This window comes from Bacillus sp. T2.9-1 (assembly GCF_950097965.1).
GTDB classification, from domain to species: Bacteria; Bacillota; Bacilli; order Bacillales; family Cytobacillaceae; genus Niallia; species Niallia hominis.
Genome location: NZ_CATNHG010000078.1, coordinates 33517 through 58590 on the forward strand (window position 1 = coordinate 33517; position 25074 = coordinate 58590).

The window sequence follows — 25074 nt, forward strand, 5'->3', positions numbered from 1 at the left end:
AAAAGAATGATATTTTACTAGAAAATATTTCTGAAAATGTATGTGAACAAAAGAATAGGAGAGAAGGAAATGAAACCTATTATTGTAGCAGCAAAAGGAAAGGGAAAGTTAACAGAAAATTGGAAGTACTGTATCGGAACAGGAAGGCTGGGATTGGCTCTTCAGAAAGAATATCTTGATCATTTAAAAATAATCCAGGAGAAAATAGGTTTTAAATATATAAGAGGGCATGGGCTGCTTTCTGATGATGTTGGTATTTATCGGGAAATGAAGATAGGAGAGGAAGTAAAGGTATTTTATAATTTTACTTATATTGATCGTATCTTTGATTCCTTTCTTGATTTGAATCTACGCCCGTTCATTGAATTAGGTTTTATGCCGGAATTGTTAGCTTCTGGTGATCAAACAATTTTTTATTGGAAAGGAAATGTTACACCGCCGAAAGATTATCAAAAATGGAGTGATTTAGTTACAGCGGTAGTAGAGCATTTTATCGAAAGATATGGATTAGAGGAAGTAAAAAAATGGCCATTTGAGGTTTGGAATGAGCCTAACTTAGTGAATTTTTGGAAGGACGCAGATAAGCAAGAATATTTTAAACTATATAAAGTAACGGCATTAGCAATAAAAGCTGTGAACCAGGATTTACAGGTTGGAGGTCCGGCAATATGCGGGGGAGCAGATGAGTGGATTGTTGATTTCTTGGAATTTTGTCATAAAGAAGAAGTGCCAGTCGATTTTGTCAGCCGTCATGCCTATACATCGCAAAGTCCTAAGAAAGTGACTCCCGATTACTATTATCAAGACCTAGTGGATAATACGGACATGCTTCAACAATTTGAGGAAGTACGTGGTCTAATTAAAAAATCAGCCTTTTCTGATTTACCATTCCATATTACAGAATATAATACGTCGTACAGTCCCATTAATCCAGTGCATGATACACCACTAAATGCTGCTTATCTTGCACGCATATTGAGTGAGGGAGGAGATTATGTAGACTCATTTTCCTATTGGACATTTAGTGATGTTTTTGAGGAGTCTGATATACCGAAGGCACCATTCCATGGAGGGTTTGGGTTAATAGCCCTTCATTCCATCCCAAAGCCTACCTTTCATTTATTTGCCTTTTTCAACAGGCTTGGTGAGGAAATGCTCTATCGCGATGATCAAATGATTATTACTCGAAAAGAAAATGGATCTATTGCCCTTGTAGCTTGGAATACTGTGATGGAAAAAGGGGAGGGCTTTGAAAAAGATTTATTGATACAAATACCTGTTAGCAGCGACCAATACTTTCTTAAGCGGCAAAGTGTCGATGAACACCATGCTAATCCTTGGAAAGTGTGGAAAGAAATGGGGAGACCTCGTTTTCCAGACAAACAGTCAATTGAAACATTAAGAGAAGCTTCTATACCAAAGCTTATGACGGCAAAAATAAATAAAGAGGAAGAGGGCTATTTAAAGCTTGCTATTACATTATCTAAAAATGAAGTAACGCTAATAGAATTAAATGAAATGAAAGATGAAACAGAAACATATAAAGGAATCGATGATAGTCTGATAACTTCCTATACGTCTTAAAAAAGGAGTGATTGTTTAAATGAGTGGTGCATTTAAAACAGGGAAATACCGAAATGTATTTAAAGAGTTGGGTTATACAGATCATGCTATTCAGACAAAATTAGAAGTTGCGTGGACTCAAATTTTTTATGGAGATAATGACACTAGAATATATTTTCCTTCTAGTGATGGTGGTTACTTATTAGATACAGGTAATCTGGATGTTAGAACGGAAGGTATGTCCTATGGAATGATGATTTCTGTCCAGTTAGATAAAAAAGAGGAATTTGACCGAATATGGAATTGGACAAAGAAGCATATGTACATGCATACTGGTGAAAATGCTGGCTATTTTGCCTGGTCTTGCAATCCAGATGGAACAAAGCGGGCGTATGGTCCAGCTCCAGATGGAGAAGAGTATTTTGCACTTGCTCTATTTTTTGCAGCACATCGATGGGGAGATGGGGAAGAACCTTTCAACTATAGTCAGCAAGCAAGAAGCTTATTACGAACCTGCCTACATAAGGGGGAAAATGGAGACGGGAACCCAATGTGGAATTTAGACAATAAGTTAATAAAGTTTGTCCCTAATTGTGAATTTACCGATCCGTCCTATCATCTACCTCATTTCTATGAGCTTTTTGCTAGCTGGGCATTTCCGGAAGATCGAGGATTTTGGAAGGAAGCTGCCAAGGCAAGTCGTGAATATTTGGAACTTTCTTGCCATCCAGAAACAGGGCTCTCCCCTGAATATGCCTTTTATGATGGGACACCAAATAATGAAAAAGGCTACGGCCATTTTTATAGTGATTCCTATCGTGTTGCTGGGAATATTGGTCTTGATTATGAATGGTTTAGAGGAAGTGAATGGGAAAGGAAAACGGCTAATAAAATTCAGAACTTTTTCGCAGAAATCGATCCTGAAGATTACAGAAGATATACTATTGATGGAGTTCCTTTTTCTGAGAAATCACTTCATCCAATTGGGTTAATTGCAACAAATGCAATGGCTTCTTTAGCAGCAGAAGGCCCGAATGCGAAACGAATGGTTGAATTATTTTGGAATACACCGATCCGAAAAGGGGATAGGCGTTATTATGATAATTGTTTATACTTTTTTAGTTTACTGGCTTTAAGTGGTAATTTCCGAATTTGGAATCCTGCAGAATAAGGACTAAAGATTATTCATACTTGTAAAAAAATTTTGATTAAATCTACGAAAATAGCATTAATCCGGTTGCACCATAAACCTTAGAAAGTTCTCTGTGGTAAAAGCAGCAGACCCTAGCGCAGAAGAGGAAAAATCGATATCTGAAAAATGGATAGCAAGTTCCGATTGATGAAAGGGTAAAGTATGATTACTTATCATTTTTTTCACGCGTGGCTCTATCCATTTTTTTGCTAAGGTTAGACGATTGCCAATAATAACTTGCTCTGGATTAAAGGTATGAATGATATTAATTATTCCAGCTCCTAAATGATCACCAACATCATTCAATAGATTGATTGCTAGCTCATTTCCTTGGTTGGCAAGTTCAATCAAATCATTTAAATGGACTTGATCTGTATCCCCATGCTTCCATTCGGAGGCTTTCGTTAATAGATATTGCTCCGATGCATATAGCTCCCAACAGCCAATATTACCACATCGACATTTCATTCCATCCTTTTGAATGGTCATATGGCCTATTTCTCCAGAATAACCATTGCTTCCTTTATACAATTCTCCGTCCATAATAATTCCAGCGCCAATACCAATTCCCGCACTTACATAGATAAGATTTTGATAAGGTTGGCCGAGACCAAATTGCTTCTCTCCATATGCTCCTGCGTTTGCTTCGTTTTCAACTAAGACTGGCAGATTAAATAATTCTTCTAAAGGCTTTTTTAGGGAAACATTATGCCATCCAAGATTTGGAGCAAGCAGAATATCGCCTTCCATGTTAATAATGCCAGGTGCTCCAATACCAATCCCGATTACACCATAAGGAGACTCAGGAGCAATGTCCATTAAAGTAGTAATTATATTTTTAATAATCTGTAGTGTATCTTCAAAGGTTAAATTTACATACTTTTCATTGATTCGGTGGATGATCTTTCCTTGTAAATCAGTTAAGATTCCTAATATGTAATTGACACCTAGGTCGATACCAATCGAATAACCAGCATGTTCATTTAATAGTAACATGACAGGTCTTCTGCCCCCACTCGATTCTCCATGACCAGATTCATAAATTAATTGTTTGTCTAGTAACTCAGATACTAAGGAGGAAACAGTTCCTTTTGTTAAACCTGTTTGTTGAGCTATTTCAGCTCGGGAAATAGGAGCAGTGTTCTTAATTAAATTTAAACAGAGTGATTTATTCTCTTTTTTAACTAGTTGTTGATTCCAAGTGACATGCATAGCTATTCCTACTCTCCTTCTCATAATGATGGAATTATGTGTTTGTTGGGTTAATTTTCTACATACTCCGAATCTTGCTTTGGGTCTTAGTATAATTGATTAATTATACTATATTTTCTTTATGAACCAAACCGAAAGAGAATTTGTTTATAGTCTTTTAAGAAAAATCCAAGAGGATGTATAGAAAGTTAGTTTATTTAATATACAAACTTAGGGTTGGTTGTTATAATTTCTCTAAGAGCACTTATTTTTTAGAAATAGGAGAAGTACTGTATAGCTACCGCTTCCTTTATAATAGAATAAGGCTCAATAAATATTTGCGTAAGTATTCATAGCTAATGGAGGTGCTCACAAATTGAATTACAGAGATTTAGGAAACACAGGGCTAAAAATCAGTGAAGTAAGTTTCGGTACATGGGCAATTGGTGGTTCATGGGGAAAGGTTGATGACAGTGAAGCATTAAAATCCTTAGACTTGGCGATTGAAAAAGGGGTAAACTTTTTTGATACAGCTGATGTTTATGGTGAAGGACATAGTGAAGAATTACTTGCAAAGGCAACGAAGGGAAAAGAGGATCAAATTCATATTGCGACTAAATTTTGTCGTGGCGGCGATATTTTTGCAAAGGAAACATACTCTTTGGAAAGTGTTCGCAAATATTGTGAAAATAGCTTAAAACGACTAAATAGAGAAGCAATTGATTTATATCAAATCCATTGTCCGCCAACAGATATTTTAAAAGGTGGTCAAGTATTTGAAGTACTTGATAAATTGCAGCAAGAAGGAAAAATTCGCAACTATGGGGTAAGTGTTGAAACAGTGGAAGAGGGGCTAATATGTTTGCAAAATCCAAATGTAAAAGCTTTACAAGTAATATTTAATATTTTTCGTCAAAAACCACTGGAGGAATTGATTCCTGAAGCCGAGAAAAAGGGTGTCGGAATTCTTGTTCGACTTCCGTTGGCAAGTGGATTACTTACTGGGAAATTCACGAAAGCGCATACTTTCGCTGAAGATGATCATCGAAAGTTTAATGAAAATGGAGAAGCTTTTAATGTAGGGGAAACATTTGCAGGTCTTGGCTTTGCAAAAGGTGTAGAGTTAGCGGATGAACTATCTTGGATTGCAAATGGTCGAGAGTCAATGGCTACAGCTGCATTACGATGGATCTTGGATCAACAAGGGATATCTTGTGTAATCCCTGGATTTAAAAATCGTCAGCAAATTGTTGAAAACTTAAAGGCTTTAGAAGAAAAAACATTTCATACCGAGGAATTACAAACTTTAAGAACTTTTTATGAAGAAAAAGTTAAAAATGCCATTCGAGGGCCTTACTAAATACTAAAGACAAGTTTGCAAAGAAAAAGAGCTGTGAATCATTTGATATTCACGGCTCTTTTTTCAGTTCCCTTATTTTGGTATCTCACTTTCCCCTTTAATAAATCTCCAGATGTCATGAAATACATTTACTCTATGTAAGGTAGTGATAATGACGAGAGAGACTGGACCAATGATCAGGCCAATAAAACCAAAAAGCTTGAAACCAACAAACAAGGAAATTAATGTTGCTAATGGGTCTAACCCAATGTTGGATGAGAGAATTTTTGGCTCCATAATTTGTCGTTGGACAAGCACGATAGTATAAAGCACGGATAACCCAATTGCGAGGACAATTTGCCCTGTGATAATTTCATAAATAATCCAAGGAACAAATATTAATCCTGTACCTAAATAGGGGATAATATCTACTATTCCAGTTAATAGCGCTATCGTAATAGCATAATCTACTCGGAGGATTAATAGGCCGATTAAAATAATAACGGTTGTGATGGAAACAAGTGTTAATTGAGCTTTTAAAAATCCGAACAATGCTTTCTTTAATTCAAAGAATACAGTTTTTCCACTAATTAGCCATTTAGAAGGAAAGAATTTTCCAAACTTTAAAGATAAACGAACCCAGTCTTTACTAATAAAAAATGTTGCCAATAAAGAAAATATTAGGACACTTGCTGCATTAGGAAACCAGGACAGGATAATGGGAATATTGAGAAAAATTGATTGTAAAAAATCTCCCATAACATTGCCAACTTGTTCACCAACTTTATTTATATTTGACATAATGGTATCCTGTTGGCCTGTTTCGAGATTATCAAAGGTTTGCGATATTTTATTATATAATGGGATGATTTGTCCTGCGAATAAATCTTCTATATATCGAATGATGATATCAATATGTTTTGGTACTACCTCTCCTAAATATGCTGTGCCTGCAACTATTTCTGCGATTAATAATGAAAGTAATCCAGCAAAAACAGATAAAATGAGTAGAATGCTTACAATAACCGCAAAAGCTCTTGGTAATTTACACGTAAATTGCAGGAAATTTACGAGTGGATTCATTAGAAAAGCAATAAGAAAGCCTATAATAAAAGGGTAGGTGACTTTGGATAAATAAAAGATGCTTACAAATAATAGGATGGTAGCAATAAGTACTACCATAAATCGAATCGTACGATACAAATAAGTCAAATTCAACGTTAGTCCTCCCATTTTTAGTATAATAAATAGTGGTCACTTTATTTATTAAGAATAAGAATAGAAATATATTCCTTTTGTCATTCATATTTTCTATACTTATGCTTTTTTAATCGGAAATCCTGCTTTTTATTATAAAATAATAAGTCGGATGGAAAATTTCAGCATAATTTTTTTAAAAGGAGAATTATCCATGTTTTTATTTAGCCAACCATATTTATTTTTATATTTGCTTTTGGCAATTGCACTTGTTGCCAAAAACAATTCTTTAATTATTGCCGTTGTTTTTTTGTTAGTATTAAAACTGATTGGAATAGATAATAAGCTTTTTTCTTTGATTCAATCTAAAGGAATTAATTGGGGAGTAACGATTATTACTATTGCTGTTCTTGTACCAATTGCAACAGGAGATATTGGCTTTAAAGATCTATCTGCAACATTTAAATCACCTTATGCTTGGATTGCGCTGATTTCTGGAATTATGGTAGCATTACTAGCAAAAGGCGGAGTAAATTTATTAGCCGATTCTCCTGAGATTACGACAGCGCTGGTTCTTGGGACTATTTTGTCTGTGGCTGTCTTTAATGGGGTAGCAGTAGGACCGTTAATTGGAGCAGGAATAGCTTATGCTGCAATTAAAGTGGTAGAGTGGATAACATAATCCACTCTACCGGCAGACAGTTGATTGGGATTTATGGTATAATTCAAGAATAAAAGAATATAGTGTAAAAGGGAATCAGAAAAAAATTTTTTTACTATATCTACAGTTTTTAAGTATAAAATATGAGACATTTTAACGTTTTTTGTTTATAATGAGTATGTAGTTACAATTATCTCATCTATAAGTACCAAAATCGTTTATTTTTTTATTTGAAAATGTAAGCATTTTCAAATATAGAATACTCACTTTAATGTTTAACGAAAAAACTCCCCCATCTTTTTTAAAATAAATCCGGATTACATTTTTAATTGATTTTTAGGTACATATTCAGTTAATCTAACAAAATAGTGAACATTTACTTTAGAGTGTATTCCATTGCTTTGGTTTTACAGATTTTAACAATATTGGTAACTACGATAGATACAATATGGGAGTTTGAAAGATTTGTACTACTAAAAAGAAAAAGTGTGAAGGAGAGATATGTATGGCTGTTACAAAAGGGCTTGAGGGGATTATTGCTACAACATCTTCTATCAGTTCCATTATAGATGATTCACTCGCTTATGTTGGTTATGATATTGATGTGTTAGCAGAGAATTCCAGTTTTGAAGAAGTTGTATATTTATTATGGCATCAAAAGCTACCAAATGATAGCGAATTGGCAGAACTAAAACAAGAATTAGCAGATAATGCTGAATTACCTATCTCTTTGATTGAACAAATGAAACTAATCCCGTTAGATAAGGTACACCCAATGGCTGTACTTCGCTCAAGTGTATCTTTATTAGGAGCTTATGATGAAAGCGCAGATAGCATGGATTCTGAATCAAACTATTTCAAGGCTGTAAGGCTTCAAGCGAAAATTCCAACTATCGTAACAGCTTTTTCAAGGTTAAGGAAAGGGCTTGATCCAATTTCTCCAAGAAAGGATTTAGGATTTGCCGCTAATTTCCTTTATATGCTAACTGGAAAGGAACCTGAAGCAATTGCGATAGAGGCTTTTAATAAAGCACTTGTTCTTCATGCAGATCATGAGTTAAATGCCTCAACTTTTACAGCTAGAGTATGTGTCGCTACTTTATCGGATGTATACTCAGGGGTTACGTCGGCAATTGGTGCGTTAAAAGGGCCACTTCATGGTGGGGCGAACGAAGCTGTTATGAAGATGTTGAAAGAAATCGGAAGTATCGAAAATGTAGAGCCATATATTAGAGAAAAGATGGCGAAAAAAGAAAAGATAATGGGATTTGGTCATCGTGTATATCGAAAGGGCGATCCTCGTGCGAAGCATTTAAAGGAAATGGCAAGAAAATTAACGCAGTTAACAGGGGAGCCTCAACTATATGATATGAGTATTAAAATTGAGAGCCTGTTAAAAGAAGAAAAAAATCTAGTGCCAAATGTAGACTTCTTTTCTGCATCTGTTTATCATAGTTTAGGTATTGACCATGATTTATTTACGCCAATTTTTGCTGTAAGCAGGGTTTCAGGTTGGCTTGCTCACATTCTTGAGCAGTATGAGAATAATCGTCTTATTAGACCAAGAGCAGATTATGTTGGTCCTGAACGCTTAGAATATGTACCAGTTCATCAACGTTAAAAAGGATATAATTCCCCATAGAGTAAAAGGATGATATATACTTAGTGTTGTAGAGTTTAATAAAAGGATTAACGTTTACTTAATTTTATTCGTCAGAATAGTAAATATAATCAGCTTTTATAAGCTTGTTATAATAAATTATTTCATTCTTTTTCCAATTGATTGCATTGGAAAAGGAAACTATTTTTTACGGAGGGATAGAAGCATGCAAGGAGAAAAAATTACAGTAGTAGATGGAGTATTAAATGTACCAGCAAATCCAATTGTTCCTTATATTGAAGGAGATGGAATTGGCCCAGATATTTGGGCAGCGTCATCAAGAGTAATAGATGCTGCTGTTGAAAAAGCATACAATGGAGAAAAGAAAATTGTTTGGAAAGAAGTGTTAGCTGGGGAAAAAGCATTTAATGAAACTGGAGAATGGTTACCTTCTGAAACATTAGATGTTATTAAAGAATATTTAATTGCTATTAAAGGACCATTAACTACACCAGTTGGCGGAGGTATTCGTTCTTTAAACGTTGCTCTACGCCAAGAATTAGATCTTTTTGTTTGTTTACGCCCAGTAAGATGGTTTGAAGGCGTACCATCTCCAGTAAAAAGACCTCAAGATACAGATATGGTTATCTTCCGTGAAAATACAGAAGATATTTATGCTGGAATTGAGTATGAAAAAGGTTCTGAGGCTGTTTCTAAATTAATTAACTTTTTACAACAAGAAATGGGAGTTAATAAAATTCGATTTCCTGAAACATCTGGAATTGGAATTAAACCAGTTTCTGAAGAAGGAACAAGCCGTTTAGTAAGAGCTGCGATTAATTATGCGATTAAAGAAGGTCGTAAATCTGTAACTCTAGTACATAAAGGTAATATTATGAAATATACAGAAGGTGCATTTAAAAACTGGGGTTATGAGTTAGCAGAAAAAGAATTTGGGGAAAAAGTATTTACTTGGGCTCAATATGATCGTATCAAAGAAGAGCAAGGATCTGATGCTGCTAATAAAGCACAGGCAGAGGCAGAAGCAGCAGGAAAGATTATTATCAAAGATTCTATTGCAGATATCTTCCTTCAACAAATTCTTACTCGTCCAAAAGAGTTTGATGTAGTGGCGACAATGAACCTAAATGGGGATTATATCTCTGATGCATTAGCGGCACAGGTTGGTGGAATCGGTATTGCACCTGGTGCAAATATAAATTATGAAACAGGCCATGCAATTTTTGAAGCAACACATGGAACTGCTCCAAAATATGCTGGTTTAGATAAAGTAAATCCATCTTCTGTTATTCTCTCAGGGGTTCTAATGCTTGAACATTTAGGATGGACAGAAGCAGCACAATTAGTAATTCAATCTGTGGAAAATACAATTGCTTCTAAAGTTGTTACCTATGACTTTGCTCGTTTGATGGAGGGCGCAACGGAAGTGAAATGCTCAGAATTCGGTGATGAATTAATTAAGAACATGGGTTAATAACAAATAGAAGAAGAGATAGTCTCATCTCTTCTTCCTTTTTGTCTAATATAGCAGTTTGGTGTATTGGATTAGAATGGGATAAGCTAATATGAAATAGTGTTACTAGATTTGAGTAAAAGGGGACTCTGCCTAGTAAATTGCCTATTAGTGGCTCATGCATTCTTGGTCTAATAAGGGGGATATTATATGGTTAAGCGCAAGAAAATTTCAATCATTGGTGGTGGATTTACGGGATCCACAACAGCATTTCTACTTGCTCAAAAAGAGCTTGGAGATATTGTTTTATTAGATGTTCCGCGAAATGAAAATGCAACTAAAGGTAAAGCCTTAGATATGTTTGAAGCGAGTCCTGTACAAGGGTTTGATGCAAATATTATTGGAACATCCGATTATAAGGATACTGGAGATTCTGATATTGTCATTATTACAGCTGGTATGGCAAGAAAACCAGGTATGAGTAGAGATGATCTTGTACAGACAAATCAATCCATTATGATATCAGTAACGAGGGAAATAGTGAAATATTCCCCTAATTGTATCATTATTGTACTTACGAATCCTGTTGATGCAATGACTTATACAGTCTATAAGGAATCAGGTTTTCCGAAAAATAGGGTGATTGGTCAGTCAGGTGTCTTAGATACCGCTCGTTTTCGAAGCTTTGTTGCGATGGAGCTAAACCTTTCTGTTAAAGATATTACAGGAATTGTATTAGGAGGACACGGAGATGATATGGTTCCGCTTATACGCTATTCGTATGCAGGTGGAATCCCGTTAGAATCGCTCATTCCGAAGCATAGATTGGAAGAGATTATTGAAAGAACAAGAAATGGTGGTGCCGAAATCGTAAATCTACTTGGGAATGGAAGCGCTTATTATGCTCCGGCGGCTTCATTAGTGGATATGTGTGAGGCAATTATGAAAAGTCAAAGACGAGTTCTTCCAACCATTGCTTATTTAGAAGGAGAGTACGGGTATAACGATCTTTATCTAGGTGTCCCTACGATTTTGGGCGGTAATGGAATCGAACAAATTATAGAACTTGATTTAACAGAAGATGAAAAAGCAGCATTAGAAAAATCTGTTCATTCCGTTCGTCATGTAATGACAGTATTAAATTGAATAAATGAGAAAAATCGGTCGAACATAAAAGTTAGCCGATTTTTTTATGGAGTTAATTAAGTTACAAGCCTAGTTTTTCTAATAGTATCATTGTTATAGCCTGCGCGTTTAAATCAATACTTCCTTTTGGAAATAGTAACGAAATGTTTTTTCCATTTTCGCTACACAATATATTATAATGTAAATAGGTATAAGGGGACTTAAGGGGAATTAACATATTTGGAGGCTGTATATGAAGAAAAAGGTATTAGTTGTAGATGATGAACAATCTATCGTAACTTTACTAAAGTATAATTTGCAACAGGCGGGGTATGATGTATTGACTGCCATGGACGGAGAAGAAGGATTGAATCTAGCTTTAACTGCTAATCCAGATGTCATCCTACTTGATTTAATGTTGCCAAAAAAAGATGGGATGGATGTTTGTAAAGAACTACGCCAACAGAAAGTGTTAACTCCTATATTAATGTTAACAGCAAAAGATGATGAGTTCGATAAAGTATTAGGACTTGAGCTTGGTGCAGATGATTATATGACCAAACCTTTTAGTCCGAGAGAGGTTATCGCCCGTATAAAAGCTGTTTTAAGAAGAACTCAGATGCAAGTGCCAACATCATCTAATGAAGTAAACACAGATGAGGATGAAGGTATTAAAATTGCAGAGTTGAAAGTCCTTCCTAATTATTATGAAGCCTATTTTAAAGGGGAATTATTAGAATTAACGCCTAAAGAATTTGAGCTATTATTATATCTTGTAAAAAACAAAGGCAGAGTTTTAACAAGAGACCAGCTGTTAAGTGCAGTTTGGAACTATGACTTTGTAGGCGATACAAGAATTGTAGATGTACATATTAGTCATTTACGAGAGAAAATTGAAGAAAATACAAAAAAACCTATATATATTAAAACAATTCGTGGTTTAGGCTATAAATTAGAGGAACCAAAGTAAATGAAGAGTTTTAAATCCCGATTAATGGCTAGTGTTTTATTTACTATTTTTATCGTGTTTTTATTTGTTGCTATTTTTATTGAGTCTTATAATAAGAAAACCTTTATGGATTCTTTTGATCACCGCCTAGAAAGAGAAGCTACATTAATAGCAAATCAAATAATGAATAACGGTAGGATTTTAAAAGTTAATAATGATTTAATAATCGAATATAGCGAAGCATTAGAGTTACAGATTACGATTATTAATGAATCTGGCGAGATATTGTTCAATGTGGGAGAGCTGCAGACAGATGAAGAATATGAAAATCAAATGCAGGCTTTGTTATTAAATGAAAAAGTAAATGCCGTTGCGATTGATGGTAACCCTAACTTTCATTTTTACCAACTGGAGCTTTCTGATGAAGAAGGCGGCCAAGGTTATTTGCTAATAGGGGCAAAAGTAGACGAGATAGAAAATGCATACCAACATATCAATTGGATTATTTTTTCTTCGTTTGTATTTTCATTCATAGTAATTTATCTAGTTGGTTATAAATTAATTTATCGTTACACAAGGCCAATTGAGTCGGCTACCAAAGTTGCTGTTGATTTGGCAAATGGCAATTATCATGCTAGAACATATGAAGATCGAGTAGATGAGACAGGGATTCTTAGTTCTTCTCTTAATAAGGTTGCCAAAGATATGCAAGAAATGGTAAAAGCACAAGAAATACAAGAAGATCGTTTAGGTACTTTGATTGAGAGTATTAGTAGTGGCCTTCTTTTAATAGATAGCAGAGGGTATATTAATTTAATCAATAAATCCTATAAAGATATTTTCTCTGTTCGTTCAGCTGACTATCTTTATAAACAATATTATAAAGTTATTCCATATAGACAAGTTACAGATCTTGCGGAAGAAATTTTTATGACAGAACATAAAGTTATTCGAGACATGACACTTGAAATTAAAAATGAGAAAAAGAGCTTTCAGGTTTATGGAGTTCCCATTATTGGGACAAATGATAGGTGGATGGGGATTTTGCTCGTTTTTAATGATATTACGGAGTTGAAGAAGCTAGAACAAGTTCGGAAAGACTTTGTAGCCAATGTTTCACACGAGTTAAAAACGCCTATTACTTCTATTAAGGGATTTTCTGAAACACTTCTTGATGGGGCGATGGAAGATAAAGAGACGCTGGAAGAATTTTTGCGAATTATTTTAAAAGAGAGCCATCGATTACAGACTTTAATTCAAGATCTTCTAGATTTATCAAAATTAGAACAACATCACTTCTCTTTAAATAAAGACGAGTTTAATTTGGTGGAAATTTTAAATAAGGCAACAAAAATGCTAGAAGGTCGAGCAGAGGCGAAAAATATAAAACTGAAATTTCCTCAATCAAATGAAATTATCCAGATTCAAGGAGATAGAAGTCGGTTAACTCAAGTCTTTTTAAATTTAATCACAAATGCTGTGATTTATACTCCAAACGATGGCGAAATCAACGTCTATGTTGTGGAAAAGAAAAAGAAAATTGAAGTTAGAATTCAAGATACAGGAATTGGAATCGATTCGGCAGAAATTCCAAGAATATTTGAGCGCTTTTATCGCGTAGATAAAGCAAGAAGTAGAAATTCTGGCGGAACAGGGCTAGGTCTTGCAATTGTTAAGCATTTAGTTGAATTACATAGAGGAACGATTCATGTGGAAAGTGAAATGGGTGTAGGAACTACCTTCACGGTTATTTTGCACAAGGAATTTCCATTTTAAGGACAGGGGATACTGACATCGGTATCCTCTTTTTTCTAAATCTAGCACATTTTCCTATGGTATCAGCGCCAGTTCACACGGCGCTAAACGGTGCCTTCCGCTTTTCTCTGTCTAGCTTCAGTGCCTATCGGTTAGCAAACTTCCGACTATCTCCCTACGATAAGTCAACATCGACTCACTGCCGTTCCTCGTGTTTCCTTTATCTCAGTCGAGAGTCTCCAGTTTGTACACCGAAAAAACAGGCCCTTCCGCTTTTCATTGTCTAGCTCCAGTCACCAGCGCCAGATGAACTTCACGATTGTCTCTACGATAAGTCAACATCGAATCACTATCGTTCTTCGTGTTTCCTTTATCTCAAGAAAATCGCTCCAGTTCACACGGCGCTAAACGGTGCCTTCCGCTTTTCACTGTCTAGCTCCAGTGCCTATCGGTTAGCAAACTTCCGACTATCTCCCTACGATAAGTCAACATCGACTCACTGCCGTTCCTCGTGTTTCCTTTATCTCAGTCGAGAGTCTCCAGTTTGTACACCGAAAAAACAGGCCCTTCCGCTTTTCATTGTCTAGCTCCAGTCACCAGCGCCAGATGAACTTCACGATTGTCTCTACGATAAGTCAACATCGATTCACTATCGTTCTTCGTGTTTCCTTTATCTCAAGAAAATCGCTCCAGTTCACACGGCGCTAAACGGTGCCTTCCGCTTTTCTCTCTTTACATTGTTTTTACATTTGGTTTATGGTGGGTTTACACTTTGTTGATACAATAATTTGTGAAGTCCCCCTTATCCATTTGGTTAAGGACTTAAGCTGAAAGCTACCCCGCTTTTGGCTTCCCCTGTGTAAAATTAGTCTTGGAAGAGGGAAGAATTGGTTCTCGCTCGTTAGTAGAATAGATAGTTTTCTCCAATTCAAGACCATGTCAATATACCTAAAATGTTTTTATTAAAGTTGTAAAAATAGCAGAGATAGTTGGTAAAAGGTGTTTGTTCCACGTTTATTTCGTCGATGAATGAAATAAATATAAGCGTAGGAAGGAACCTCTTTTTCAGCAATCTCTGCCTTTTTACATTTATGTATATGTCATGTAAAATAAATAGTATTGAGCCATGTAACAATCATCGTTTTTTTTACGAGATAACATAACACATAAATAGGATGGAGGAGGATTTCTTGAAAAAGAAATTAATATTAATAGACGGTAATAGTATTGCCTATCGCGCGTTTTTCGCTTTACCGCTTTTAAATAACGATAAAGGTGTACATACAAATGCTGTTTACGGTTTTACCATGATGTTAATGAAAATTTTAGAAGAAGAGAAGCCAACACATGTTTTAGTAGCCTTTGATGCAGGAAAAACAACTTTCCGACATAAAACATTTAGTGAATATAAGGGAGGGCGTCAGAAGACACCACCAGAATTGTCAGAGCAATTCCCTTATATAAGAGAGCTATTGAAATCCTATGGTATCCATCATTACGAATTAGAAAACTATGAAGCAGATGATATTATTGGAACTCTTTCTCTTCAAGGAGAAAAGGATGGGTTTGAAGTGGTTGTTATTTCTGGTGACAAAGATTTAACACAATTGAGCTCAGATAAGACAACTGTTTATATCACAAGAAAAGGGATAACAGATATGGAATCCTATACGCCTGAACATGTTCAGGAAAAATACGGTCTAACTCCAGATCGTATTATTGATATGAAAGGCTTAATGGGAGATAGTTCAGATAATATTCCTGGTGTTCCTGGGGTAGGAGAAAAAACAGCAATTAAATTGTTGAAGGAATTTGATTCATTAGAAAAATTGGTAGAGTCTATTGACCAAGTAAGTGGTAAGAAGCTGAAAGAAAAGCTAGAAGAATTTAAGGATCAAGCTTTAATGAGCAAAGAACTAGCTACTATTACAAGAAAAGCTCCTCTAACAATAACTTTGGAAGATACAGAATTTCCTGGAATGCAAATAGAAAAGCTAAAAGAAATGTTCAAGGAGCTTGGATTTAACTCTTTACTCGAAAAATTAGGAGAAACACCTGAACAAGAGGAACTAGTGTTAGAAGATATAAATTTTGAAACGGTTGAAAATATTACAGAAGCTATTTTTTCTGATATAAATATAATGTATGTCGAAGTATTGGAGGATAACTATCATTATGCCCCAATCTTAGGTATCTCTTTATTAAATGACACAGGAGCATACTATCTACCGATCAATCAAGCTTTAGTATCGTCTGCTTTCAAAGCATGGGCAGAAGATGAAAACAAAGAAAAGATTGTTTATGATGCTAAAAGATCGGAAGTGTCTTTACGACATCAAGGGATTCATTTAAAAGGAATTACGTTTGATGTTCTTATTGCTGCATATTTAGCAGATCCTTCTGCAACGATTGAAGATGTTGCTTCTGTTGCTAAAAAATATGGCTATCTTAACTTACAATCAGATGAAGCTTTCTATGGAAAAGGAGCAAAAAGAAAGGTTCCAGATCAAGAATTCTTATCTGATCACATCGTAAGAAAAGCATTCGCTATGCAGGCTATACAAGAGAAAATGGAAGATGAATTAAGAAAGAATGACCAAGAAGCACTATTTTATGATTTAGAAATGCCATTAAGCCTAGTGCTAGCTGATATGGAGTCAACGGGAGTGAAAGTGGATGTTGATCGCTTGAAAGCAATGGGAGAAGAGCTTTCCGAAAGACTGAAAGAAATTGAAGGGCGAATTTATGAGCTTGCAGGTGAAACCTTTAATATTAACTCTCCGAAGCAGCTCGGTGTTATTTTATTTGAAAAGCTTGGCTTGCCAGTTGTGAAAAAAACGAAGACAGGATATTCAACCTCTGCTGATGTGTTGGAACAGCTTGCAAGTTCACATGAAGTAATTAGAGAAATCCTTGAATATAGACAGCTTGGTAAATTACAGTCAACCTATATAGAAGGCTTGCAAAAAGTGGTACATAATGGAAGAATTCATACAAGATTTAATCAAGTATTGACACAAACAGGTCGTTTAAGCTCTATTGATCCTAACCTTCAAAATATTCCAATTCGGTTAGAAGAAGGAAGAAAAATTAGACAAGCATTTGTACCGACAGAAAAGGATTGGGTTATTTTTGCTGCTGACTATAGCCAAATCGAGTTACGTGTTCTTGCTCATATTGCCAATGACGAGAAATTAATAGAAGCATTCAGAGAAGACCATGATATCCACACAGAAACAGCTATGTCCGTTTTTCATGTAGAAGCAGATGCGGTCACTTCTAATATGCGAAGACATGCAAAAGCGGTTAACTTTGGAATTGTATATGGTATTAGTGACTATGGGTTATCGCAAAGCTTGCACATTACGAGAAAAGAAGCAGCCAAGTTTATTGAACGCTATTTAGAAAGCTATCCAGGAGTAAGGAGTTATATGGAAGAAATTGTGGCAGATGCAAAACAAAAAGGATATGTCTCAACATTGCTTCATAGAAGAAGGTATTTAGCTGATATCACAAGCAGAAACTTTAATCTTCGAAGCTTTGCCGAGAGAACAGCAATGAATACACCAATACAAGGCAGTGCCGCTGACATTATAAAAAAAGCGATGATTGAAATGGCAAAACGTTTAGAAGAAGAAGGATTACAGGCTAAATTATTATTACAAGTGCACGATGAATTAATCTTTGAGGCTCCAAAAGAAGAAATCGAGAAGTTGAAAGAAATAGTTCCAGATGTAATGGAACATGCAGTTGAATTAAGTGTTCCTTTAAAAGTGGATTACTCTTATGGACCAACTTGGTATGATGCGAAGTAATAAATGATTATTTTATAATATTGGTGAGAAGTAAAGAATCATGAGCAATTTTCTCAAGGAAATGAGGTATATGAGGTGCCAGAATTACCAGAAGTTGAGACGGTACGTAAAACGTTAAAACAATTAACGCAAAATAAAGTAATTAAGGAAGTTGTTGTGTCATGGGCAAAAATGATTAAAAAACCAGAAAATGTAGAAGAGTTTTCCGATGCATTAATTGGTCAAACCATCCTTGATGTAAAAAGACGAGGCAAATTCATTTTAATTGAAACAAATGATTTTACGATTGTTTCGCATTTGCGAATGGAAGGCAAATACGGTGTGTTTCAAGCTGGTGAACCCGTTGATAAACATACCCATGTTATTTTCTTTTTTGAAGATGGTTCTGAATTAAGATATAAGGATGTACGTAAATTTGGAACAATGCATTTATTTAAAAAGGGTGAGGAATTAAATGCCATGCCACTGTCTCAATTAGGTCCTGAACCATTTGATGCTGATTTTACGATTGCTAATTTTACAGAGCGATTATTAAAAACCAGCCGAAGCATAAAAACGGCATTATTGGATCAAAAAATTGTCGTTGGTTTAGGCAATATTTACGTAGATGAAGCATTGTTTCGAAGTGGCATTCATCCAGAGCGATTAGCAAATTCGTTAAAATCTGCCGAAATGGAGAAACTATATAAAGAGATTATTGCTACTTTATCGGAAGCTGTTGAAAAGGGTGGTAGTACGATTCGTTCTTATGTAAACACACAAGGGCAAATAGGAATGTTCCAGCTTGAACTATATGTATATGGCCGAAAAGGGCAAGACTGTAAAGTATGTGGACATACATTAGAAAGAATTATTGTCGGAGGAAGAGGAACTGTTTTTTGTCCTAATTGTCAAAAAAATAAAACAATAAATCTAAATTAACATTGGATGGGCTCTTTCCATATAGTATATTACTATTGATTTGGAAGGAGCTTATCTTTATGGCCCAGGTGTTTTCTCTTTTATTAATAGCAATCGCTGTTAGCATCGATAGCTTTAGTGTTGGGTTTACTTATGGTCTGCGAAAAATGAAAATGCCCTTAAATTCTATCCTTATTATCGCCTGTTGTTCCGGTCTGACACTGCTTACAGCAATGTTGGTAGGTCATGTTATTTCAAGGATATTCTCCCCCTCGTTTGCAGAGAGTTTAGGTGGCATTATATTAATAATATTAGGTGGATGGATTCTTTACCAATATTTTAAGCCAAGCAAGGAAAAGGAAGTATTAACAGAAGAAAAGAATATTATTAATTTTGAAATAAAATCTTTAGGTATCGTTATAAATATATTGAAGAAACCTTTGTCAGCCGACTTTGATAAATCGGGAACAATTACAGGGGTAGAAGCAGTTATGTTAGGCTTTGCTCTGTCTTTAGATGCCTTTGGCGCAGGAATTGGAGCTTCCATGCTAGGACTTCCTCCACTTTTTTTAACACTTTCCGTTATCTTTATGAGTACATCCTTTGTTTCGTTAGGGATTTATCTAGGTAAATTTCTGTCAGAAAAAAGTTATATGGATAAATTTTCTTTTATCCCAGGGATTATTTTAATTATTATTGGGATATTTAAACTCTAAATCGCTTGAAAAAATTAGAGAATAGGTTATATTTTCTAAGGTGGTGACCCTCCTTGGCGAATCGCCTTAGGAATTTCACCTATCTATTGCTTTATATATTTACAAAAGTGTTTGTTCATTTAATTTTGTTACATACTAAATTTAATAAGGCAGGTATTGTCATGACATTAATAGTAGGCTTAACAGGGGGGATTGCGAGCGGCAAATCGACAATATCCTCCTATTATCAATCATTGCATATTCCGATTATTGACGCTGATATCGAGTCTAGATTAGCTGTTGAAATAGGAGAACCAGCATATGTAGAAATTGTTGCTCATTTTGGTAAGGATATTCTTCATCAAGATGGTACTTTAAATCGCCAAAAGCTTGGAGAAATTATTTTTTCGAATGAAGGGGAACGGGATGTGCTTAATAGTATCGTTCATCCTGATGTAAGAAGGAGAATGGATGAAAAGCAAAGACAAGCCGTTAAGATGGGCGAAAAAATCGTAATTTTAGATATCCCATTACTATTTGAAAATAAATTAAACACAATGGTTGATCGAACTATTTTAGTATATGTAGATCGAGATATCCAAATAGCAAGGTTAAGGAACAGAAATAATTTAAGCTATGAGCAGGCAGTTAATAGAATAAATGCGCAGATGCCTTTGCTGGAGAAAAAAGCTCTTGCTGATGAAGTAATTAATAATAATGGGACAATCGAAAATTCATTACAGCAAGCGAAGAATATTTTGGAAAAGTGGCATGTTTTTCCTATCTGACATTAGGTTATAGGTGAAATTTAATATAATTACTTGTACAAGCCTTTAATTTTATATAATATGAAGATAAGTATATACATGGAACAAAGAATTCGGAGCTGATATGAAATGAGATGTCCTACCTGTCAACATAATAACACCCGTGTTCTTGATTCACGACCAGTTGATGAATATAAATCGATTCGTAGAAGAAGAGAGTGTGAAGCCTGTGGCAATCGATTTACAACTTTTGAAAAAGTAGAAGAGATTCCTTTGATTGTAGTGAAGAAAGAAGGAACACGTGAAGAATTTAGTAAGGATAAAATATTGCGTGGTTTAATTAGAGCATGTGAGAAGAGACCGGTTGCATTAAAACAACTGGAGGAAATTACTGCAGAAGTAGAGAAAGAGCTTCGAAGTAATGTTGCCTCAGAGATAAAGAGTGAAATAATTGGAGAAATGGTAATGGATCGCTTAGCAAAAGTTGACGAAGTGGCATATGTACGGTTTGCTTCTGTTTATCGCCAGTTTAAAGATATAAATGTGTTTATTGACGAACTTAAAGAATTAATCAAAAAAGACTAGCGAATTTTATCCCTCTCTATACGGACCATAAGACTCTCTCCTTTTGCTTAGGAGAATACGAGGAGTAAAGTTGGGAGATTGTTGTCCATAAAGATCCGATTGGTTCAACTATGGATGGGGGGAAAAACTCATTAATGAGTTTCACTTTATGGAAATGATTACTAAGGGAGCTGAAGATTTCTTTGGCTCTTTTTTGCCTTTCAACTCCTTTGATGGAAATAGAATGTAAGGAAGGGGGACTTAATATGTCTCAGCACTGGCAAGACCTACTTCCCGTCGACAGATATCGAGTAGCTGTGAATGGACTCTTAAGTGATTATGATCGAAAAACAATCACATTCTTGTATCAACCATTAATTGGGACACAGTGTTTAGCTTTATACATGACTTTATGGGCTGAAGTAGAAGAAAATCGCTTGTGGTCCATGACAAATACACATCATAGCTTAATGAATTTCATGAGCTGTGGTTTAAATGATATATATGAAGCAAGACTAAAGCTAGAGGGAATTGGTCTTTTAAAAACGTATTTAAAGAAGGAGGATGGCAATCGCTCGTTTATTTATGAATTGCAGCCACCTTTATCGCCAGCACAATATTTTCTCGACGGAATGTTAAATGTTTATTTATATCGAAAAATTGGAAAAGCACAATATAGCAGATTGAAGAAATTCTTTTCCGATGAAAAAATTGTTGATCCAAGTTTTCAGCTTGTAACAAAAGGTTTTCAAGAGGTATTTATGTCTGATCATGGAAGTGCTGTTCGGGCAATACATGAATTAGAGGATGAAGAAGAGACTGACCAAACCTATATTGGAAGAGAAGAGCAGACTGGAATTCAAATTACGAAGGTGGATTTTGATTTTGAACTACTCTATGCAGGAATACACGATTCTTTACTTTCGAAAAAAGCCTTTACCAAAAAGGTGAAGGAAGCGATACAAAATCTTGCCTTTATCTATGGAATTGACCCCATTCAAATGAAGAATATCGTTATCAGTGCAATTAATCAACAGGATGAGATTGATATGGAAGAATTAAGAATAGCTGCTCGTGATTGGTATCAATTTCAGCATAACGATTTGCTGCCAATGTTAGTTGACCGAAAACAGCCGCAGAAAGATTATTCGTCTATGGATGCACCAAAATCAAAAGAGGAAGAATTAATCTATTATTTAGATCATACTTCTCCTCGTGAAGTATTAAAAGATATTTCAGGAGGTGCTGAACCATCTAAAACGGATTTGCAAATAATCGAAGAAATTATGTTTTCACAAAAGCTCTTACCTGGAGTAATAAATGTGCTTATTCAATATGTTATGCTAAAAACAGATATGAAATTAACGAAAGGTTATATAGAAAAGATAGCTGGTCAATGGGTAAGAAAGAATATTCGTACGGTGAAGGATGCAATGGATTTAGCGAAAAAGGAACATAAGCAATATATGGAATGGGCGCAAGGTAAAAAAAATCAACAATCAAAGTCAACTCGTCGCAAAGCAATTCGTACAGAAAAAATTCCAGAATGGTTTGGACAACAAGATCAGGGGAATGAAGAAGCAAATAAAACAGCAGAACAGAATCAAGATAATGCAGCAAGCGACAAAGACTTGGAGCAGAAGAAAAGAGAGCTGGAAGAACGCATAAAAAAATTAAAAAAATAGGTGGTGAATCAAAGGGTGGAAAGGATTAATGATACGTTAAAGAAGTTTGGGGCAGGTAATAATTTTCAGGAACGTTACCGTGCGATGAAACAGGAAGTACTTACACACCCTGATGTGAGAGCCTTTTTACGCGAGCATGAAGATGAGTTGACTTCCAATGCGGTAGATGTGGGAATGATGAAATTATATGAATATGCTAATCAAAGCAAGGCTTGTAATAAGTGCCCAAGCCTTCAAGGTTGTGTGAATATGATGCAGGGTTATCATCCGAGTCTAGTTGTTATCAGGGGGAATATTGAGATTCAATATGACCGCTGCCCAAGGAAGCTCCAAGAGGATAACCAAAAGAAAAAAGAAAAATTAATCCAAAGTTTATATGTGCCCAAGGACATTTTAGAAGCATCTTTTGACAGGCTGGACATAGAAGGAGAAAGAATGGAAGCGGTAGATGCAGCTATTCGATTTGTAGAGGAGTATAAACCTGGTCAAAGACAAAAGGGAATATACTTTTACGGTGAATTTGGAGTGGGTAAATCCTATATTTTAGGATCCATTGCAAACGAACTTTCTCAAAAGCAAATTTCTTCTATGATCGTATATGTTCCTGAATTATTTAGGGAAATGAAAAGCTCGATTGCTAATAGTACATTAAATGACAAAATCGAAAGCATCAAAAGGGAGCCGATTTTAATGCTGGATGATATTGGTGCAGAAACAATGTCTAGTTGGATTCGAGACGAGGTATTAGGACCAATCTTACAGTTTAGGATGTTAGAGAATTTACCGACTTTATTTACATCTAATTTTGACTTTAGTGGACTAGAGCATCATCTTACCTACTCTCAAAGAGGAGAAGAGGAAAAGATGAAAGCAATGAGAGTAATGGAAAGAATTCGTTACTTATCTACACCGATTCATGTAAAAGGTAAAAATAAGCGGATATAAAAAATTTATACTAGATGTTTATAAGTGTAAGGAGTAGTGTTGAGTTGACGGAAATTTCGAATGCAGAAAAATTACTGATAAAGCGTTATAATCAATTTCTTTTCTTTGTATCCATCACTATTTTGCTATTGTTAATCCCATTTTTTCTCTCGTTTTATAGCCCGGGAATTTATAAAATAATCTTGGCATTATTGGTATTCGGATTAACTTATACGTATGTTACAAAAAATAGAAGGTTACTTGCATACGTAAGAAATCTTTGCGAAAAACGATCCATTTCTTTACAAGTGATGTATATAAGATACATTATTGTGTATGTCATTATAGTAGGAGCAATCGTATTCTTTTTGTGAATTTGGATATTACGAACGAAGACAGACTAATTAAAAGTCTGTCTATTTTTTTAGAAAAGGCAATTCCTATATATTGTAAGCATATATTACGATAACGGACATACTCCGATGATTTTCCTTATTTTATAGTCTATTTTCTCTCTATCCCCCATATATATGGAATCGAGGACTTCTTTATAAAGGGGGGATACGGTTGATCGAAATTCAATTTCAATCTGAAAAAGATGCAAAGAAATTTTTGCGTTTAATGAATAAACAGGTAAAACCTGCTGAGTCGATTGAAAGAATAAGTGATGACAATAGTGGAAATGTCGTTAAAATAGATGGAAGCAGTCAGGTAGTGCAAAAATGCTTAACTGCTTTTATCTTGCATATTAAAACAGATGATTGGGCAAAAGAAATATTACAAAATCGTTATTTCTATATGGATGAATTAGAACAACGCAGTATATTAGAACTTCTTCATAGTTTAATAGAAGAAGAGCGTGAAGGACTAGCAAATATAACAAAAGATATAAATATAAAAGCATGTCTTGCAGAAAGTATGAATAATTTTATGGTGGAAACACATCATGCATTTTCTTTTGATTCATTTGTGACCTTTCGATTAAAGGCTTTTTTTGAAAAGCTACTAAAATACATAGAATTATCGATTGATGAGTACAAAATGGAACAAGAATATCAGGTGTTTATTCATAGCTTACGAAATTCCCTTTCTAAAAAAACTGCAAAAGTGAATCATATTCATGTTTTAGTTGACTTAGAAATCCAGTTTTTTGATACCGAATATCAAGAGATTCCCCAACAGGAATTAATGATGTTGTATGAGCAAAGAAGTTTAGCTTCTTCTCCCTATTATATTGACCCATATTCTTTAGGACCACTGCTGGCAATTGCTCCGAAAACAATCTATTTATATACTGAAGATAGGGAGTTGCCTATTGTGCGAACAATTTTAAACATTTTTGAAGAGAGAGTACAGCTTCTTGAAAAGGGTCATTTTTTCCTAAGAATAAACACTCAAACAGAAATAAAATAAGATTTTTATCTCCCCTTGATTTTATGTTTAGAAAAGCATATAATAACGTACATAAATTAACTATAACTTATACATGTATTGATAAGGACAATAGTTTTCTTGTACGGTTTAAAGAGAGGGAAGGATGCTGGGAACTTCCTAACACGATGAGATTACTTACCACCTTTAAACTTCAGTCAGGAACAGGGAACCTAAGTAATGACTGGCGGTCTCAGCAGCCGTTATCTGTTTAAACTAAAGTCAGACAATGGATTGTCTGAGAATT

General features: G+C 35.0%; 20 protein-coding genes and 1 other annotated feature (1 of these 21 only partly in view). Of the genes, 18 read left to right on the forward strand and 2 right to left on the reverse strand.

What is annotated here, in order from left to right:
• Positions 1 to 69 precede the first annotated feature (69 nt).
• Together QQZ16_RS07765 and QQZ16_RS07770 are read left to right on the forward strand one after the other, a co-directional pair.
• Complete coding sequence (locus tag QQZ16_RS07765; RefSeq protein WP_284561254.1) at positions 70 to 1584, forward strand: GH39 family glycosyl hydrolase; 1515 nt, start codon at positions 70 to 72, stop codon at positions 1582 to 1584.
• Between the two features lie 19 nt (positions 1585 to 1603).
• On the forward strand, positions 1604 to 2734 hold the full coding sequence (locus QQZ16_RS07770) for a glycosyl hydrolase family 8 (protein ID WP_235252673.1): 1131 nt from the start codon (positions 1604 to 1606) through the stop codon (positions 2732 to 2734).
• Positions 2735 to 2791: 57 nt separating this feature from the next.
• On the opposite strand, the gene QQZ16_RS07775 is transcribed toward QQZ16_RS07770, so the two are convergent.
• On the reverse strand, positions 2792 to 3967 hold the full coding sequence (locus QQZ16_RS07775) for an ROK family transcriptional regulator (protein WP_035415958.1): 1176 nt from the start codon (positions 3965 to 3967) through the stop codon (positions 2792 to 2794).
• Positions 3968 to 4322: 355 nt separating this feature from the next.
• Here QQZ16_RS07775 and QQZ16_RS07780 point away from each other — a divergent pair, with 355 nt between their 5' ends.
• Entirely contained in the window at positions 4323 to 5306 is a 984-nt protein-coding gene (locus QQZ16_RS07780) for an aldo/keto reductase (RefSeq protein WP_031534859.1), read from the forward strand.
• Positions 5307 to 5378: 72 nt separating this feature from the next.
• On the opposite strand, the gene ytvI is transcribed toward QQZ16_RS07780, so the two are convergent.
• Positions 5379 to 6503, reverse strand: coding sequence for a sporulation integral membrane protein YtvI (gene ytvI, locus QQZ16_RS07785; protein ID WP_031534857.1), 1125 nt, complete (start codon positions 6501 to 6503; stop codon positions 5379 to 5381).
• Positions 6504 to 6696: 193 nt separating this feature from the next.
• On the opposite strand from ytvI, the gene QQZ16_RS07790 reads away from it, so the two are divergent.
• From QQZ16_RS07790 to ytxC, 15 genes are all read left to right on the forward strand, one after another.
• On the forward strand, positions 6697 to 7164 hold the full coding sequence (locus tag QQZ16_RS07790) for a DUF441 domain-containing protein (protein WP_031534855.1): 468 nt from the start codon (positions 6697 to 6699) through the stop codon (positions 7162 to 7164).
• A 484-nt stretch (positions 7165 to 7648) separates the two neighbouring features.
• On the forward strand, positions 7649 to 8764 hold the full coding sequence (citZ, locus tag QQZ16_RS07795; RefSeq protein ID WP_031534853.1) for a citrate synthase: 1116 nt from the start codon (positions 7649 to 7651) through the stop codon (positions 8762 to 8764).
• A 205-nt stretch (positions 8765 to 8969) separates the two neighbouring features.
• Entirely contained in the window at positions 8970 to 10238 is a 1269-nt protein-coding gene (gene icd / locus QQZ16_RS07800) for an NADP-dependent isocitrate dehydrogenase (protein ID WP_031534851.1), read from the forward strand.
• 189 nt (positions 10239 to 10427) lie between these two features.
• Positions 10428 to 11363, forward strand: coding sequence for a malate dehydrogenase (mdh, locus tag QQZ16_RS07805; RefSeq protein WP_284561255.1), 936 nt, complete (start codon positions 10428 to 10430; stop codon positions 11361 to 11363).
• A gap of 232 nt (positions 11364 to 11595) precedes the next feature.
• Positions 11596 to 12312: a response regulator transcription factor gene (locus tag QQZ16_RS07810; RefSeq protein ID WP_031534847.1), complete on the forward strand. Its 717-nt coding sequence runs from the start codon at positions 11596 to 11598 to the stop codon at positions 12310 to 12312.
• The gene (gene pnpS / locus QQZ16_RS07815; RefSeq protein ID WP_284561256.1) at positions 12313 to 14067 is read left to right on the forward strand and encodes a two-component system histidine kinase PnpS; all 1755 of its coding nucleotides are present in this window, start codon (positions 12313 to 12315) and stop codon (positions 14065 to 14067) included. It begins immediately after the preceding gene.
• A gap of 1169 nt (positions 14068 to 15236) precedes the next feature.
• Positions 15237 to 17861, forward strand: coding sequence for a DNA polymerase I (gene polA / locus QQZ16_RS07820; RefSeq protein ID WP_031534844.1), 2625 nt, complete (start codon positions 15237 to 15239; stop codon positions 17859 to 17861).
• Positions 17862 to 17936: 75 nt separating this feature from the next.
• The gene (mutM, locus tag QQZ16_RS07825) at positions 17937 to 18782 is read left to right on the forward strand and encodes a DNA-formamidopyrimidine glycosylase (protein WP_284561257.1); all 846 of its coding nucleotides are present in this window, start codon (positions 17937 to 17939) and stop codon (positions 18780 to 18782) included.
• A 59-nt stretch (positions 18783 to 18841) separates the two neighbouring features.
• Positions 18842 to 19477 carry a sporulation membrane protein YtaF gene (ytaF, locus tag QQZ16_RS07830; RefSeq protein WP_031534840.1) on the forward strand — a complete coding sequence of 212 codons (636 nt, stop codon included), beginning with the start codon at positions 18842 to 18844 and terminating at the stop codon, positions 19475 to 19477.
• A 161-nt stretch (positions 19478 to 19638) separates the two neighbouring features.
• Positions 19639 to 20244, forward strand: coding sequence for a dephospho-CoA kinase (coaE, locus tag QQZ16_RS07835; protein ID WP_031534838.1), 606 nt, complete (start codon positions 19639 to 19641; stop codon positions 20242 to 20244).
• Positions 20245 to 20352: 108 nt separating this feature from the next.
• Positions 20353 to 20808 (forward strand): transcriptional regulator NrdR, encoded by a 456-nt coding sequence (gene nrdR, locus QQZ16_RS07840; RefSeq protein WP_031534836.1) that lies wholly within the window; start codon positions 20353 to 20355, stop codon positions 20806 to 20808.
• 245 nt (positions 20809 to 21053) lie between these two features.
• Positions 21054 to 22472, forward strand: coding sequence for a replication initiation and membrane attachment family protein (locus QQZ16_RS07845; RefSeq protein WP_031534834.1), 1419 nt, complete (start codon positions 21054 to 21056; stop codon positions 22470 to 22472).
• Between the two features lie 15 nt (positions 22473 to 22487).
• Positions 22488 to 23417 carry a primosomal protein DnaI gene (gene dnaI / locus QQZ16_RS07850; protein WP_031534832.1) on the forward strand — a complete coding sequence of 310 codons (930 nt, stop codon included), beginning with the start codon at positions 22488 to 22490 and terminating at the stop codon, positions 23415 to 23417.
• A gap of 44 nt (positions 23418 to 23461) precedes the next feature.
• A complete protein-coding gene (locus QQZ16_RS07855; protein ID WP_031534830.1) occupies positions 23462 to 23770 on the forward strand; it encodes a hypothetical protein in 309 nt (102 codons plus the stop codon).
• 193 nt (positions 23771 to 23963) lie between these two features.
• Positions 23964 to 24809, forward strand: a complete 846-nt coding sequence (gene ytxC, locus QQZ16_RS07860; protein WP_048717213.1) for a sporulation protein YtxC — start codon at positions 23964 to 23966, stop codon at positions 24807 to 24809.
• A 69-nt stretch (positions 24810 to 24878) separates the two neighbouring features.
• Positions 24879 to 25074 (forward strand) — a binding site (T-box leader) (it continues 43 nt past the right edge of the window).

What these genes read in the sequence shown, in the direction of transcription:
- QQZ16_RS07765 (WP_284561254.1), top strand. Translation starts at nt 70, where the DNA reads ATGAAACCTATTATTGTAGCAGCAAAAGGAAAGGGAAAGTTAACAGAA.
- QQZ16_RS07770 (WP_235252673.1), top strand. Translation starts at nt 1,604, where the DNA reads ATGAGTGGTGCATTTAAAACAGGGAAATACCGAAATGTATTTAAAGAG.
- QQZ16_RS07775 (WP_035415958.1), bottom strand. Translation starts at nt 3,967, where the DNA reads ATGCATGTCACTTGGAATCAACAACTAGTTAAAAAAGAGAATAAATCA.
- QQZ16_RS07790 (WP_031534855.1), top strand. Translation starts at nt 6,697, where the DNA reads ATGTTTTTATTTAGCCAACCATATTTATTTTTATATTTGCTTTTGGCA.
- citZ (WP_031534853.1), top strand. Translation starts at nt 7,649, where the DNA reads ATGGCTGTTACAAAAGGGCTTGAGGGGATTATTGCTACAACATCTTCT.
- icd (WP_031534851.1), top strand. Translation starts at nt 8,970, where the DNA reads ATGCAAGGAGAAAAAATTACAGTAGTAGATGGAGTATTAAATGTACCA.
- mdh (WP_284561255.1), top strand. Translation starts at nt 10,428, where the DNA reads ATGGTTAAGCGCAAGAAAATTTCAATCATTGGTGGTGGATTTACGGGA.
- QQZ16_RS07810 (WP_031534847.1), top strand. Translation starts at nt 11,596, where the DNA reads ATGAAGAAAAAGGTATTAGTTGTAGATGATGAACAATCTATCGTAACT.
- pnpS (WP_284561256.1), top strand. Translation starts at nt 12,313, where the DNA reads ATGAAGAGTTTTAAATCCCGATTAATGGCTAGTGTTTTATTTACTATT.
- ytaF (WP_031534840.1), top strand. Translation starts at nt 18,842, where the DNA reads ATGGCCCAGGTGTTTTCTCTTTTATTAATAGCAATCGCTGTTAGCATC.
- coaE (WP_031534838.1), top strand. Translation starts at nt 19,639, where the DNA reads ATGACATTAATAGTAGGCTTAACAGGGGGGATTGCGAGCGGCAAATCG.
- nrdR (WP_031534836.1), top strand. Translation starts at nt 20,353, where the DNA reads ATGAGATGTCCTACCTGTCAACATAATAACACCCGTGTTCTTGATTCA.
- QQZ16_RS07845 (WP_031534834.1), top strand. Translation starts at nt 21,054, where the DNA reads ATGTCTCAGCACTGGCAAGACCTACTTCCCGTCGACAGATATCGAGTA.